Source organism: Parabacteroides sp. AF17-3, from assembly GCF_003635445.1.
In the GTDB taxonomy this organism is placed as follows: Bacteria; Bacteroidota; Bacteroidia; order Bacteroidales; family Tannerellaceae; genus Parabacteroides; species Parabacteroides goldsteinii.
Map to the genome: position 1 here is coordinate 1 of NZ_QTMM01000010.1, position 16,397 is coordinate 16,397.

Consider the following 16,397-nt stretch of genomic DNA (forward strand, 5'->3'; position numbering starts at 1 on the left):
TTACCTTTTGCGTCCATGGTTGCAGGGATGATATATTCAATTTCTTCGCCTGTCAATTTACCGTTGTGATCAAAAGAAGCTTTTGTTTTCTTTACTTTGTAATAAAAATTACCTTCTCTGGAATCAAGCATTTTAATAACGCCTTTTGTAATCAGGGAAATAGAAGAAACTTTACGTTCGATTTTTAGAGTTTCAACACCAGCCTTAGTAGCAGTGTTCTTTAAAGTAATCTGTCCGTAGAATAAATCTCCCGGTAAAGCGGCTGCAACGCCGTTATTCTGCTTCAGGCTAACCTGCAAATCAGAAATAATATTCGCTTTGCTCATGGCGCTGATATTTTCGCTATCGGAAGAAAGACCTGCCCATGCAACAACTGTGATCTGTTTTGAACCCGGACAGCTGATCTCAACCGGTTTTGCCTGTAGCAAATAAGTTTTGTCGAGAGACACTTGTGTGTAGTAGTCACCATTCTGATCAAAAACGAACAGAGTAGTCTGGTCTACGTCACCCTTAACGGTGATATCTTTGTTATCGGAATAAGCTTTCAGTACAACAGAAAAAGGAGCCTCAGTCTGAGAATCAGCATTTTTAATTACGCTTTCATCAATACCTGAGTAAGAAGAATCGCTATCAGCGGAACAACTAGTGAAAGAAATTGCTGCCATCAGTGTGCAAACAATAAACAAACAATTTGTGAAAATTCTACCCTTTTTCATGACCTTAATTTTTTATATGCTTAAAATTACCCTATACTCAAGAGATTATTTCCGGTTAAGACCCTCATCAAAACCTTTTCTCTCATCTTAATGTTGCAAATATAGAGACTAAAATGATATGTGTATCGTATAGTGAGATAATAAAAGTTAAAGCAATCAAAATAATCGCCGAAAATATCAAAACAAGTGGTGTGAATGTCTCAAATAGGTGGTGTAAGTGTCGTTTTAGCCCTCGAATCAGTTTCTGATATTACTGTATTTATATCTTATTTGATAGGAATAGCCTGTGTTTGTGATACGAATACACCCGCTTTTGCCCTGCCGGTTAGTAATAGTACTTATTTCTGTTCCGGTCAATCCCATTATTATGCTAAATATTACTGATAAGCTGGTTTGAATATCGGAAATCGTGCGAAAAAAATATGATAATCATTTCTTTTTACGCAAATAATCTTGCGTTGATGTTCGCAAAACGAAAATTTATTATCATCTTTGCATAGATGATTATACACAGTTATGAGGAGGGTTTACTGTTGGTTCTGAAATACTCGGGAGAAAATTATCTTAGAAATTAAAATATATATATCATTATGAATAATAGAACTTTGTTCAGGAAGTGGTCTGTCTTTCTTGCATGCTTTGCTTTTTGCGGTCAGCAGGCATTTGCAGCAGGAGGCTCCGCCAGCCCTTTGGAGATAACTGTTCTTGTAGTAGTCATTCTTTTGGCATTGTTGTTTGTCCTGGCGGCTTTTTATTTGAGAAAGATGTATGCCGGTTTTTCGAGCCAGTCCCAAAAGGCGGTAAAGGAAAAGGAGTTGCTTGCCCTGAACCAGATTGAGATTGAGCAAAAAAATAATGAGTTGGAAGCTGCTAAGAAGAAGTTGGAGGAGCAGAAGGAGGCTATCGAGTCCAAAGCGGCAGAACTCGAATCTGAGAGAAATGAACTGGAATCTCAATATAATGTATTGTCAACAGCGAATAAAGAGCTGGTTCAGAAACTTTCCACGCAGGAGACGATGATCTCTACGCTGAACAGCAATAAAAAAGACCTGGAGCAGTTGCTCGTCACCAAGATCAAGGAGAGTGATGCCATGCAGCGGGAGGTTGCCGACAGGCTTTCGGAAGCCGAGTCCCGTTTGAAGGATGCCGAAATGATCCACGATAACTTCTTTATCGAGACAATCCACGAAATGCGTACACCTCTTTCACTGGTGCTCGGTTCATTGGCATTGGTGGTACAGAATAAGGATGAAGAAAAAGATATGTCCACCCAATTACTTTCGGCTTATCGTAATACACTTGCTTTGCAGGACCTTGCCGATCAGTTGATCGGAACCCGCCGGGCAAACGATGTCGCCAATTATCTGCGCATCGCCCGTTACGACCTGGTGGAAATATCCCGGCAGATATGCGACCTGTTTGTAGACTGGGTTGCGATGAATAATGTCGATTTCCAGGTCAATACCCAGACGGCTAAGTTATGGATCTGGCTCGACCGCCGTAAAATGGAATATGCTTTACGTACATTATTATCTAATGCATTTAAGAATACATTTGTTTATGGCAAAGTCACGCTGGATATTTCAGTCGTCAGGAAAGACGGGAAAGCATATTGCTCTCTGTCCGTGCAGGATGAAGGACTGGATGAGAATGAAAGTGCTCGCCGCGGTTTGAAGCAGGTGCACGATATGGTGGATGACATCGGCGGATTTTATAGCAACGAAACGACTTCGTCGGGCACTGTCTATACATTATTAATACCGTTAGGCAAACAACACCTGATGGAACGCCGGGTGGAATTTGTAGAACCCGAAGCTGACCTGGTGAGATTGAACGACCGTCAGAAGGAAGATATTGCCGAATTTATTCAGGTTGTCCCGCAGAAAAAGCTCACCGGCAAGAAAATCCTTGTCATCGACGACAGCGACCAGATCCGTTGGTTCCTGAAACATGTCTTTACTAAGGAATATGAGATTCTCGAAGCCCGTAATGGAGAGGAGGGAATACAAGTTGCCTTTGCCAACAATCCGGACCTGATCCTTTGCGACGTGATGATGCCTGTGAAAGACGGTTTTCAAACCTGCAAGGAGTTGAAGGCCGATCCGCGCACTTCGCAGACACCGGTTGTCATGCTGACGGCGAAGGTGGAGAGCGAAGACATCATTGTCGGTCTCGAAGCCGGGGCGGACGATTATATCACCAAGCCGTTCGATGTGGAGATTCTTCGCAGCAAACTGAACAACCTGGTGAAACGCCGCGAACAATTGAAGCAATTCTTCACCAAGTCGCTGGCAGGAACAAGCGCACCGAATACGGATGAAAGCGATTCCGGCATACCGAGCAATCCGTTTATGGACCTGGTTGTTAAAAACATCGAGATGCATCTTGACGATTCCACCTTTGAGGCAAAGGTGCTCGCAGACTCATTAAACATGAGTCTGCCGACATTGTATCGTAAAATTAAGCAATTCTCTGATTGCAGTATCCTGGAACTGACCCGTACGATTCGTCTGAAAAAGGCCGCCGAGTTGATCCAGACGCAGCAGTATTCGGTGCAGGAAGTCGCAGAAATGGTCGGTTTCAACGACACGGCCACCTTCCGCAAACGTTTCACGGAACAATACGGAACGACGCCTTCGCAATACGGGCAGCCGTAAGATCAGTATATAGTTATATTTACCTGAAAACCCGTTTTAAATGAGCACAAACTTCGTTTAAAACGGGTTTTTTCTCGTTTTAAACGAGATTTTTTGCATCATCGACCTTTAGAAGATGAATGTGTCGGTATTATTTTTTACCGTTTATAGCTTCCAACAAGAATTTGCCTGGTTTGAATTTTACGGTTGTTCTGGCCTTGATCCGTACCGGAGTGCCGGTCTTTGGATTACGTGCCATCCGGCTACTCTGCGGTCTGGGAATCAACGTTCCGAAGCCAATAAGGGCTATTTCTTCATTTTGGGACATTTTTTCAGTCACGATCTCCATATAGGATTCCAGGACTTTTTTTGCTTTTTGTTTGCTCAATCCGGACTTTTCAGCTAAAGCCTCAATGAGTTCTGCTCTGTTCATGGGTATTTATTTTAATGATTAATAATTCTGCAAAGCTAATGAAAACAAACTGTATAATAGAATGGTTCCGGCAAAAAATATAGATGTTTTTGACAAAATGATATTTAATGTGTCTTGTAGGTGGATTGTACGGAATGTAGCACGATATTGATTGTTTGCAGGCGATTGTAATAAGGTTATGTGTATCCGATGTGCTCTGTATATCGCGTGATAAGCGTCATAATATTCCATGTTAGTTGTGATTCTTGTTATAATGCTCGTTTAGGTGTCTTTTTGTATGAATTTTGATAGTTGACTGCGGGTGAATATTTCTGTGCTTCCGGAAGGAGAATATGTTCCATAACACGTAATATAGCGCTTGAAAAATTCAAAAAACGGGATTATTCTTCTTTAATTAACAAAAATTTGCTTTAAAACGAAATGAAATTTTGCTGCAGTCAAATTTTATTTCGTTTTAAACGGATTTGAAATTCGTTTTAAATGAACTTTTTTTTGTTTGCAGAGAGTTGAAAAGTTAGTTGTTATCGGATGTTGTGTTAATAAATGTGTATTTTGTTTTTCTAAAAGGGAGAGATATGGCAATTTGAATGTTACTGAATTTGCTATATCTTTATCATAAAGTTGGAAAATGCGCTTTTGTTGCTGCAAAATGCTATTAAAGTCGTTGGATAATACCGAACCTATCTGTATTTACATTGGCATATTCCTTCATTATTCTTATCTTTGTATTGGTACTTAAAAACGACGGAAATATGGAAACAATGCCGATCAGAAAACTCCCGGTAGGGATACAGGATTTTACAAAATTGCGTGAAGAAAATTTTTTGTATGTTGATAAAACGGCTTTGGTCTATCGAATGGCTGTTTCCGGAAATCCTATATTCCTGAGCCGCCCGCGCCGTTTTGGCAAAAGCCTGCTGCTTTCGACGCTCGAAGCTTATTTCCTCGGACGAAAAGAGGTCTTCAAGGGACTCGCTATCGAGCAGTTGGAAAAGGATTGGAAAGTATATCCGGTGCTTCATCTGAGTCTGAATGCCCAGTATTACGAGGATAAACGGAGTCTCGAACAAGTGTTTGAAGTTCATTTTATTGAATGGGAAAAGCAATACGGTAAAACAGATAAAGAAGTGGGCTATGCCGGACGTTTCATGCAAATCATTCGTCAAGCCTGTGAGAAAACAGGGGAGAAAGTGGTTGTCCTGATCGACGAATACGATAAACCGCTTTTGCGTACATTATTTAATGATGATCTACAAGACGTTTACCGTGAAATGCTGACCGGCTTCTATACCGTACTGAAAGATGCCGACCGCTATCTGCGTTTTGTGTTTATCACCGGTGTAACGAAGTTCTCACAGTTGGGAGTCTTCAGTAACCTGAACCAACTGATGGACATTAGCATGAATCCGGTTTATGCCAATATCTGCGGTTTGACCCGCCAGGAGATTGAACATACCTTTACTCCGGATGTAAAAGCGGTTGGCGAAATGAATGGTTTAACCTTTGAGCAAACGATGAATGAACTGACACGCAGATACGACGGTTATCGTTTTACGCAGATCAAGACAGAAGGACTATATAATCCGTTTAGTATTTTGAATGTGTTTAGCAGTCGTGTATTTCAGAGTTACTGGTTTGCCACCGGCACGCCTACTATGTTGGTCGATATACTGAAAAAGACAGATTATGACCTTCGGAAACTGGATGGCATAGAAGTACCTGCTGCTGCACTGACCGATTACCGGATGGATTTTCATAACCCGGTACCGATCATTTACCAGAGTGGGTACCTGACGATTAAGGAGTACGACCTCCTAAAGAACTTCTATGTACTCGGTTATCCGAATGCCGAGGTAGAATATGGGTGGTTAAATTTCATTACTCCCTATTACACACCTATGTCGGAAGCGAATGCCCCGTTTTATATAGGAAAATTCTGGGATGAGTTGCGTGAAGGTGATGTCGACAGTTTTATGGAACGCCTTCGCGCCTTCTTTGCCGGTATGCCCTACGAACTGAACGACAAGACGGAACGTCATTATCAGGTGATTTTCTATATTGTCTTTAAGCTATTGGGGCAATATGTCGATGTCGAAGTGCGCAGTGCCCGTGGTCGTGCCGATGCCGTCGTAAAAACAACAGATTATATCTATGTATTTGAATTCAAACTGAACGGTTCGGTAGACGAAGCCCTCCGTCAGATCGACGACAGAGGCTATCTGATCCCTTACGCAGCCGATGGCCGTCAGTTAGTCAAAGTAGGCGCCTCCTTTAACAAAGAAGATCGTAATATCGGTGAATGGAAAGCCGTTGACGGTTGACGGTTGACAGTTAACAGATGACAGTTGATAACTTCAGAAATGAAACAAAAAATCAGCAAAGCTTTCCGGAAAGGCGAAACATTGCTGATTTATATAGTTCTGGATTATAATTCGTTTATCTCTTCTATGGACAGACCGGTACATTGGGCTATCGTTTCGATGCAGATTCCCTGCTTTTTAAAATTGGTTGCAATCAGACGTTGTCCTTCGGCAAGACCTTCTGCTTTCCCTTCTGCAAGACCTTCCGCTTTCCCTTCTGCTTTCCCTTCGATCCAGCCGGTTTTGATCACGCTGCGCTGATAACGCAGTGCTTCCATATCTGCATAATATTGTCGCCGGTCTTTCTCATTTAACTGGTCTATGCGCAGGCGTTCGCGAGCTTCCTGTAAGCCATGAGCTGTGCTGTTCTGGTCGATCTCGCCTGTTTTCAGGAAAGCGATCCATTCATCGAGCGGGGTTTTGGCCTGTTGGTTGAAGCCGTCCACGCGTAATACGTAATATTCAGGAAAGATATCACCGGCTTCGTGGCGGACAAACTGCTCTTTCTGCCGGACAGAGAGTTGAAGAACGTCATTGTAATGGATACCTTTAAAGGTTGTTTTTCCATGATAGACATAATCTTTTCCCTGGCCTAACTCAAAATAAACGATGTTGATCGAATATACTTTACGGATAATACCATATTCCTGTCCTTCGTTGATGTAATCGGTGATGGCCTTGGACGCTCCGTAGAGCATACGGTGGAAATAATCCAGTTCGCGGTTGTTCTGAACTTCAATGATGATAAGTTCGCCTTTGCTGTCTTCAGCAAGCATGTCCACGCGGTTGAACTTATCCTCCGAGGTTTCTTTATTACCTTCGCTTTCCAGCATTTTGACAATACGTATCTCTTGCCCCAGTAAAGTGGACAAAAAACCTTCCAGCACAACAAAGTTCGACTTATTACGCAAAAGGCGCTTGACGGCCCAATCAAAATGAACCAATGCAGAATGATTTTTCATAGTTATTCTTATTTTATATGTTACTTAGGCAAAGATAAGTGATTTTCTCATGCCAGAGTCCTCTTTCTCATTTAAAATCAATTTATTTCCGCGGCTGCTCAAAAAATCTCCTCCTTCCACCCTCAAAAGAGATTTTTACCCCTTTTTTGAGAGTATTACAATTGTGCCAAAAAGCCTCAAAAGACCCGTTGAAAAACATTTAGAGTTTTACCGCTGATAATTGAGACTGATACCTATTTAGAGTTTTTTATGACCACCATACCTTTGCAATGTCATCGAGAAACAAATTATCGTATAGGGTAAAATGATAATCCTCTTATGGCTAAAACTAGTATTTATTAAACGTATTATATAACTTCTAAATTTTTAAGAATATGAAACTAAGAAATTTATTATTCGGTACAATGATCGCTTGTGCGTTCGTTGCTTGTTCAAACGATGACGATCCTACGCCAAATCCGGAAGGAAAAGGTGATGCAAAATTGGTTGTAGCTGTGAAAAAAAATCTTCAGACAAGAGCCAGTGAAAGTGAAACTCAGACTGACAACGAAAAGAAAATAACAGATTTGACAGTTGTTGTTTATGATGCTACCGGAGCTTATATTACAAAAAGTAGTTCACTTGTAAATTTTGATGGGGAAGCTACAAGTTCAAATAATGAAGTAGAAGTAGAAGGTTTAACTGCTGGTCGATCAGTGAAACTTCTGGTTGTTGCCAATGTTGGAGATATTGATTTTTCTTCTACAAACGCAAATTCTTTTCCTTCTCCTGAAATTGCAATTCCTGCTTCTGATGGTTTTTCTGATAGTTATTTGCCAATGAGTAGTGGTTTGACTCAAGCATTTACATTGAAGGAGGGCGACAATTATTACGGATACAGTGATGTTACTACGATTTCTGAAGAAGATGGAAATCTTAATACAGCCCCTGTTCCATTAATCAGAAATGTTGCTAGAGTTGATTTGGTTAGCTTGACTTTTGATATGAAACAAGCAACAAGCGTAGTGTATACAGCTGGAACTGCAACATTTACTCCTGAGAAAGCTTTTATTATGCATGGACGTTCAAAATCGAAAGTGGCAGATGTTAATAGTTCTGCTTGGTATTCATCAACAACTCCAACATGGGGTAGTGTAGTGGCAAATTATACAGCTACTAATGTTAATGATTATGTTTCAGGTATTAGTGGTTTTACAAATTTTACAGGTTCTACTGTTACGAACTATTCAAAAACATTGAGTAAAGATAGTAAGAAAACTCAAGATATATCACAGGCCAATAGTGAGCAAAAAATAAATTTAGCTGAAGGGCTTAAATTCTATGTATTTGAAAATGATCAAATAACAGGTACCGATGCAGATAACAAAAAAACAGGAAAAATGGCTACAAAGTTAGTAATCCAAGGTAAATTTTCTTTGACTAATGGTGTTACTGGCGATAAAACACAGTCAGTTGAAGAAAAAACGTCCTATTGGCCTATTACTATTGGAGCAGGAACTGTTTCAGGTTTAGAAGCTGATGGTATACATAGAAATGTAATTTATGAGATAACGGCTACATTAGCTGGACAAGGTTTAGATGATCCAACAGCACCAGATGAAGACAAATTTGCAGATTTATTCGTAAGAACAAAAGTTGTAGATTGGGGAAAAGCTACGCAAGGTTCTGTTGTTGAATAAAGATTTTGAATATATAAGAAGAGTCTCTGCCTTAGGTAGAGGCTCTTTTTTTGTCGGTAAACCTCGCACAATATAGGGAAAAGTATCAGTTTTAGTAAATTGATACTTTTGTCTATTAATATAGATACTTGCACCTATCTGAGAAACAAGGCTTCTTGGCTACTTTTGTAATGTGAAAATAAATGAAGCAAATGGGGTAAATAAAAAAATATATATATCTATGAATTTCAAAAACTATTTTCTTCTCGGATTATTATTGTGCGGAATATCTGCCTGTTCGTCAGACGATCCTGCAGGGCCTGAGGAACCGATTCTTCAGAAAGCAAAATTCGCTGTATCCGTAAAAAATGATCAGGTAGCTAAGCGTACTAAAGCAGGAAATACTGATTATGATAAAACAGTTAATAAACTGACAGTCGGAATATTTGGCGATTCTTGGAGTACGATTTATACACAAACACCGACAACATCCGTAGATGGTCAGTTTAGTCAGATAGGTCCTCAGGAGGTTTATGCTGGTGATGTTCAGGTGGTAGTTGTAGCTAATGCGAGTACCGAAGTTGAGGCTGCTTTAAAGAGCGCTAAAACGATGGAAGAATTTATTGCAACTCCGATAACATTGAGCGATGAGTATTCGGAAAACGGCCTGACGATGAGTAGCCAGGTTTTTGACGATATTAAAATTATTGCTGATAAGACCAATTATTTTGGATATGCAGAGAGTAAAGGTGATTTGCCATCTGTAGATGGGCAGACTGATGGCGTTGAAATAAAAGGAGATGGAGCTGTTAAATTAGTTCGTAATGTAGCTTCTGTATCTTTAAAATCAATTAATTTATCATCTGAAGGGAATTATAATAGTAAGTCTTTCCTTTTAAAAGAAGTTTTCGTTGCTAATGTGAAAAGCCTGTCACAAGCTGCTTCAAGGGAAGAATGGGGTAAGATAGAAACTCCGTTTACAATAACCGCTGATAATGATTATTTAAAATATTGGGTAGGTGAAATGTTTGAGGGAACGATGGATATGGGGACATATAAATATGGAACTCAGACTGAATCTGAAAATTTGAAAAAAGAAGAAACAGAGAATTGTTTACTAACCGACAGTTGGAACAAAATCCCGGCATCCATTGATTATCCTTTTTACGTATATGAGAATGTTAATGGAGAAACAAACAGCACAGGTAAAAATTATACTCTGTTTGTCGTAAGAGGTGATTATACTTATACAAGTAAGGGTGGAGGAGATATAACAGATAAAAACCGATTTTATGCTGTTATCGTTAATAATCCGGCAGATATGAATGCGAGCAATTACGAAGGCGTTGGAAAGCATAATTATGTGAAACGTAATTGTAAATATGAAATAAACTTGACCATTTTAGGTCCGGGTTCTGAAGTCCCTTATGATCCGATGATTTCTACTAACCTGAGTACTGCCGTTAAGGTAGAACCTTGGAATGTAAAGAATGTCCATGAGGAAGTTGAATAAGCTAATATTTGTAATAGGGTAAATAAAATAAACTATATCAAGTAAAATTAATTGTTATGAAACGCAATGCTATTATAAGACAACTTTTATTTCCGGCGCTCTGTCTGTTGGGAGTATTGGCTACCAGTTGTATCAAGGATGATTTGGACGAATGTTATAAACTTCGGTTAAAGGCAGAGAATATAAAGGGGGAAGATGTTACCGGATTGGGATATGTGTCGGCTGCATCACTCTATATCTTTGATGAGAATTTGAACTATCTTGAAACTCGTGTTCTGGATAAGGATTTTATTATTTCGCATGATGAGATCGTGCTTGATAACTATCCTGCTTCCCAAAAGCTGAATATCGTGGCTTGGGGTAATGTGAATGTGTTGGGAGATAAGCAGGAAGTATCCGAAAGTAAACGAATCGAAGATCTGAAAGTGATGTTGAAAAGCCAGAATAGCCTGGCCGTATTGCCGGATAGTTTGTATTTTGGAATCCAACAGGTACAAACAAAAGCGAGTGGGGGAATTACTGAGAATAAGGAGATTGTAGTCCATCCGAAAGTCGGCTCTGTAACGATTGAAACTATAAACCTGAAATACGGTTTGAGAAGTAAAGGTATATCATCGGTTAATGAATGTGACTTTTATCTGAACCGGACATTGAGTGGCTTCGATTACCAGGGAGAACAGATAGGTGACAGTGTCTATTACAATCCAGCCAGTGTTCCCAATGATAAAAATACAGGTGAGTGGAAAACTCCGAATTTGCAAACCGCTTGTCCGGGTGACGGTCTGGGAGTGTCTCTTGATATCAACGGTATTAATCTGGGCAGTGCTACGCATGACCAGGATAACAAGCCGATTGCCACTAAAGCCGGTGAAAATACCCATATCGTACTTGAATTTGCAGAAGACGGAACTTTATCGGCCCGTGTACAAGTACGTCCTTGGGGCGAAGTAAACGATCATATTGAATTTTAACAAAACAGATCATGAAAATAAAACAATTAAAAGCTCTTTTGTTGACGGGTACTTGCTTATTGGCTTGTCTGGCTTGTTCAAAAGACGATGATCCGAAGGTTGATACGACGGCCGATGCAAAATTGGCTATTGCTATCAAGGCGGCCGGGGTAAAGACTAAAGCTTACAATCCGGATGATAAGAATGAATTGCAGGGTGAGGCTAATATAAATAATTTGGCAGTAATCGTGTTTAGTGCCGACGGTTCGGAGGTATACGGTTCAAGATGGGAGCCGGTACAAACGGAATATACGGCAACATTGACAGATGTGCCAGCCAAGTCGAATAATGCACGTATCGTGATTGTTGCCAATATCCCGGAAAATGTAGTCGACGGCATAACCTCTTACGCAGGTTTCCAGTCGGTGTTGGTTGATCTGGCCTCCCAGTCACAGACAAGTTTGGCTATGAGTAGCCGGGTGATCGATACGGATAAGCCGCTGATTGCAGGTGACAACTATCTGGGATATACTTCTATGGGGGATGACAATATCAACGGAATATCTTCTCCGATCTATTTAACCCGTGTTGCTTCCCGAATTGATTTGGTCACAGTAGATACTAAGTTTGCCGGAACTAAACTTGAGGGAAACTCAGTAAGACTTGAACAGGTCTCGGTTATTAACCGTAAGACTCAGGCACATTATTTTAGTGAAGCCGAATGGGGCGTAGTAGAAGTAGATGGAAACTTGGATAATTCTCCGGTTGTTTCTATGAATTCTACAATAAACGATGCCAATTCATTGACAGGAACAAGCTATGTTACTTATGTAATGGAAAATTCCGAAACAACTGCCCCTACCAGTATACAGCTAAGAGCCAGCCTGGTAAATGCCTCCGGTGATATAACGCAGACTAAGACTTTTACCTCACCGATCAACTTGAACGGTGTAGACTTGGGATACGGTCATAACTTGATCAAACGTAACTACGTTTACCGTGTATGGGTTACCTTCGGTGAAAACAGCTTCGATCCGGAAGAGCCGACCTCATTACTGGTTCGTGTGGAAGTGGTAGACTGGGGACAGGTTTATCAGGATGTCGTGATCGATTAACAAGATATAAACGAAATAAGTAAAAAATTAAAGATATGAAACTCAAACATTTATTTTTAGCTGCATTAGCCGTTGGTGCACTGGCTTCCTGCTCTGACGATGGTAATGGTCCGGAGATTCCTGAAATGAAACAGGTTGATACCTACTTGTCGATTACGGCTACAGCGAATAACAAGACGGTGACAAAAGGAAATGTTACATCTGGAGAGGATGAAGCAGGCACTGCCCAGGAAGATTTTATTAATACACTGACCGCTTATGTCTTTTATGAAGACAATGGGGCGCTGGCTACAACAAAGACAGTGACAGCAAAGGACGGTGAGTCTATTGATAAGATTGAAGATATAGTAGTCAAAGTGGATGCACAGGATGCAGGTGAGGTTTCGAACACAAAATTAGTCGTTTTTTTATTGGCTAATGTAAAACTTGCGTCTTCGCCGGCAAATTTGGAAGACTTTAAAGCGAACAGCTTTTTTACAGGGCTTGAACAATATACTTATTCAGGAGTTCATTCAACAACGGGCGAAAGTCAGCAATATTTGCCGATGAGTAGTGAAATGTTGAGTGTTTCCAATTTAATAGCTGGAACGGCTTACCATAATTGGGTTGAAAAGAATACTGATGGTAGTAAAACAGTAATATATGTTGACGGGAATGGAAAAGTGTTGACCGGAACTAGTGGAAACTGGACTGCGGGGGATGATGCGTATGACTATTCAAATAAGATACCATTGACTCGTTATGTTGCTCGTATCCAATTGGAAGAATTGCAAGCAAACTTTACCAATAATTATGAAGATGCGACATTTACATTAACGAGAGTTTCTGTTGCGAATGCCAGTAATGCATCTAAACTTTATAGTGAGTCTAGTTTTGGATTAAAAAAAGTGTTGGAAAAAGAAGATGTTTATGATCAGACAAACACTTTTTATCGGGGGCATCCGGTTCCTGATATTGATCGTGCTGATTATTTCATTGCTGCAGGAAAAGTGCTGGATGGTTTGAAACATGATTACCAGGAGAGCGTCACTGTATCGAATGACAAACCTATTGTTTTTAAAGGTGCAGATCTTGGTGAAATAACTTCAGATGGAACTGAATCTAATGTGAAAATGCCTTGTTTCTATGTCTTTGAATTTAATAATTATGCAATAGGACAGGACGAAGGTAAAAGTGGAGATATTTTAGATGGTGGCAAAACAAAGGAAATCTATACAACTTTGATCATTACCGGAAAGTGGAAGAATGGTGTTATAGAAGGTGAACGTAATTTCCGTATTCCAGTACGATATGGCAACGGGGAAAAAGAATATGGTGTAGAGCGGAATAACATCTATAAGATACATGCTACTTTAACTGGCGAAGGTACTGACAATCCAGATAAGAATATGTTGAATGCCAATCTCAGTGTCAGTGTTATAGTGCAACCTTGGGAGGTTGTCAACCAAAATGAGGAGGATGTTAATTAAGCTTCGTATGAAATATTACAAAAAAGGCAGAGGTATTTTGTATCTCTGCCTTTTTTGGTCTTAATATATATGTATAAGTTTCATCCTGATGGGTGGGGCTATCAAAACCCTAGAATATCATTTCCCAGATATGAATACCTCTTTTTGGAGGGGATATCTTCTTTTTATCGGCATTTCTATCGCTTTTAAATGGCACATCTATCAATCTGCATCCTTGGTATTTTTACCCCTTAAACTTGAAACTTCCGCCTATCGCCATTCGTTGATAATCGCTATACATTTGCAGTGTAAGTCAGATGTAAACGACTTTTAATATAGGGTAGTAAAAAAACGAAATTAACTTATAAGGTTATGAAACTGAAAAATATAATATCAATCGTAAGCTTTCTTTTCATCGTAGTTGCCTGTTCAATGGAAGAGGATACAATGATGAACGATATCAACAAAGAAGTTCAAGAATCATCGAAAGCTGTTGCTACATTTAATATTTCTTTTTCTACTCCGGCTCAGGCTGGAGTGCAAACACGATCTAGTAGTATTAGTAGTGGTGAATCTGTACTTGGCACAGAGAATGAATATAGTGTAAAGAATTGTTACGTTGCAGTCTTTGATGCAGTCGATGGGAATTTATTAGCTTCTTGCTGGAATGGAAAAGATGAAATGGGAACTGGCTCTATTAGCGATAAATTAGTAACTTACTCTTTAAATAAGACCATAACAATCAAGGTTCCAGAAAAAGAAACAGATCGTCCGAAATTACGTTTTGTTGCCGTAGCCCAAATTAATCCTAATGAGGGACAATATGCAGAAATGAGTAGTTTGGAGGATTTACAAAACTGTACAACTTATGATGACTTGATGAATTGTCCACTGCAAGAACAACCAACTGTATTGGTTAAAGTTGGTGAAGTGATAATGTCTGATTATAATGCTACAACCTCTGTGGTTAATAATATAAGTAGTAAGGTTGAGATTCCCGTTTATCAGCGTTCTGCAGCAGTAGAATTGACTTCTTTTGAGGTTGAAAATGGAAACGATGTTTCAGTTGTTGGTCTGCAATTAATAAATGTGGCGTTAACAGCAAAAGTTAAAGGCGCTATTACTGACGATATAGAGAATCCTTATCCGATGTATGGAAGGGATACACGTTTTTATGCTTACGAGAATCCGGCTACTAATTCAACAAAAACAAAATTGGTTATAACATATAAAACGGGTGGCGTAGAGTATGAAAGAACTTATACAATTAAAACACCTGCAAATAATAATCTGGGGTATGTTGAATCTGTGGAAGCGGGTAAGTTATATAAACTGCATGTGAAAATTACTCACGTATCAGAAGATGTAACATTTGAGATTGTGGATTGGATTCCGAATACAATTGATTTGGGTGAAATCAACGGATCTAAAAATTAATAATAACAAGGGTAAAATTTAATATTATGAATATAAGAGAAATATTAGGCTTAATCTTGCTGTTTATATTTGTTGCCTCTTGTAGTGAAGAGTCTCCAATAGACGAACATCCGTATGAAACTGGCACATTCACGCTTCAGTTTACAATGAATGATGGGGTGAATACAAAAGCAACAGCAGAGATTTCTGGTGCAAATGAAGTACCAGGACATGCAGATGGATATAGTTATTCAACAGAATCAGAATTGAAAGTGAATAACTGTTTTATCGCTGTTTTTGCAAAAGGAGACGATGACGCATGGAGTAAAAAAATATATGCAAATCTCCATACTGGTATTAATACTCAGAGTGGTTCTTTTACCATCCTGGGTTTAACGCTTCCAATCAAAACTGATTTAATGGTGATAGCTATTGCTAATTGTCCGACAGATGGAAGCCTGACTTCATCAAACAACTCCGATATGGTGAATTGGAGTTATTCGGATTGGAAATCAGCTTCTGTTTTAAGTAAAGAAAGATTTGATACAGAGCATACTTATTATACATTTAATCCTGAATCATTAATAAAGCAAGGAGAATGTGAAATGAGATTTAATGCATCCGGGAATTTGATTGATGCAAACGACCAAGTAAAAGAAGGCGTTTCTCCGGTTGTTCCTTTATCACAATTGGCAGCAAAGGTTCGTTTGAACCTGAGTGTTTCTGATAAAATGTATTTTAAAATGACTGATGGAATACAAAAGGATGAATCTAAATACGGAGTAAGTATTAGTAAGATAAAACTTTATTCAGGTATTTGGGAGTATAAAGTCGGTAATTCTGATTCGTTTTTTGATGCATATTATAAGAAAGCATCTGGTTCTTCTGTTCAGAAAGTAGATGATATTGTTTTTTATACTTATGAGCAACCTCATTATGATGATGATAAATCAGGGTTAACAGTTCAGATGACAGGGCAGATGAGTAAAACACAGGATGGAGCGTTTTCTGTGGAGAATACTTATACTTTATATATAAATCCAGCTATAACAAAAGGCCTTGTACGTGGAAATTATTATGAGGTAACAGGTACATTAAAAATGGATCAAAGTGTTATTACGAATTTGAACTATGAGGTGGTCTCATGGAATGAAGAAACGGTGAATATTCCATCTTTTAATTAAACAGAC

General features: G+C 39.3%; 12 protein-coding genes. 9 read left to right on the plus strand and 3 right to left on the minus strand.

Going from position 1 to position 16,397, the window contains the following annotated elements:
* A partial coding sequence (locus tag DWW91_RS14105; protein ID WP_122328094.1) for a FimB/Mfa2 family fimbrial subunit occupies positions 1-716 on the minus strand: 716 nt, incomplete at its 3' end.
* Positions 717-1,306: 590 nt separating this feature from the next.
* Here DWW91_RS14105 and DWW91_RS14115 point away from each other — a divergent pair.
* Positions 1,307-3,373 carry a response regulator gene (locus DWW91_RS14115; protein ID WP_007655305.1) on the plus strand — a complete coding sequence of 689 codons (2,067 nt, stop codon included), beginning with the start codon at positions 1,307-1,309 and terminating at the stop codon, positions 3,371-3,373.
* 130 nt (positions 3,374-3,503) lie between these two features.
* Here DWW91_RS14115 and DWW91_RS14120 read toward each other — a convergent pair whose 3' ends face one another.
* The gene (locus DWW91_RS14120; RefSeq protein WP_010801728.1) at positions 3,504-3,785 is read right to left on the minus strand and encodes an HU family DNA-binding protein; all 282 of its coding nucleotides are present in this window, start codon (positions 3,783-3,785) and stop codon (positions 3,504-3,506) included.
* A 752-nt stretch (positions 3,786-4,537) separates the two neighbouring features.
* Between DWW91_RS14120 and DWW91_RS14125 the strand changes: the two genes are divergently transcribed.
* Positions 4,538-6,106 carry an ATP-binding protein gene (locus DWW91_RS14125; RefSeq protein WP_122328095.1) on the plus strand — a complete coding sequence of 523 codons (1,569 nt, stop codon included), beginning with the start codon at positions 4,538-4,540 and terminating at the stop codon, positions 6,104-6,106.
* Positions 6,107-6,210: 104 nt separating this feature from the next.
* Here DWW91_RS14125 and DWW91_RS14130 read toward each other — a convergent pair whose 3' ends face one another.
* Positions 6,211-7,107, minus strand: coding sequence for an Rpn family recombination-promoting nuclease/putative transposase (locus DWW91_RS14130; RefSeq protein ID WP_122328096.1), 897 nt, complete (start codon positions 7,105-7,107; stop codon positions 6,211-6,213).
* 374 nt (positions 7,108-7,481) lie between these two features.
* Between DWW91_RS14130 and DWW91_RS14135 the strand changes: the two genes are divergently transcribed.
* The 7 genes from DWW91_RS14135 to DWW91_RS14165 all read left to right on the plus strand — a co-directional run bounded on the left by DWW91_RS14135 (position 7,482) and on the right by DWW91_RS14165 (position 16,391).
* Positions 7,482-8,786 (plus strand): fimbrial protein, encoded by a 1,305-nt coding sequence (locus DWW91_RS14135; RefSeq protein ID WP_122328097.1) that lies wholly within the window; start codon positions 7,482-7,484, stop codon positions 8,784-8,786.
* Positions 8,787-9,006: 220 nt separating this feature from the next.
* A complete protein-coding gene (locus tag DWW91_RS14140; RefSeq protein WP_122328098.1) occupies positions 9,007-10,278 on the plus strand; it encodes a fimbrial protein in 1,272 nt (423 codons plus the stop codon).
* A gap of 56 nt (positions 10,279-10,334) precedes the next feature.
* Positions 10,335-11,249: a FimB/Mfa2 family fimbrial subunit gene (locus tag DWW91_RS14145; protein ID WP_046145483.1), complete on the plus strand. Its 915-nt coding sequence runs from the start codon at positions 10,335-10,337 to the stop codon at positions 11,247-11,249.
* An 11-nt stretch (positions 11,250-11,260) separates the two neighbouring features.
* Positions 11,261-12,343, plus strand: coding sequence for a fimbrial protein (locus DWW91_RS14150; RefSeq protein WP_122328099.1), 1,083 nt, complete (start codon positions 11,261-11,263; stop codon positions 12,341-12,343).
* A gap of 35 nt (positions 12,344-12,378) precedes the next feature.
* Complete coding sequence (locus tag DWW91_RS14155) at positions 12,379-13,812, plus strand: fimbrial protein (RefSeq protein ID WP_122328100.1); 1,434 nt, start codon at positions 12,379-12,381, stop codon at positions 13,810-13,812.
* 351 nt (positions 13,813-14,163) lie between these two features.
* A complete protein-coding gene (locus DWW91_RS14160; RefSeq protein WP_122328101.1) occupies positions 14,164-15,228 on the plus strand; it encodes a hypothetical protein in 1,065 nt (354 codons plus the stop codon).
* 26 nt (positions 15,229-15,254) lie between these two features.
* Positions 15,255-16,391 carry a hypothetical protein gene (locus tag DWW91_RS14165; RefSeq protein ID WP_122328102.1) on the plus strand — a complete coding sequence of 379 codons (1,137 nt, stop codon included), beginning with the start codon at positions 15,255-15,257 and terminating at the stop codon, positions 16,389-16,391.
* Positions 16,392-16,397: the final 6 nt, after the last annotated feature.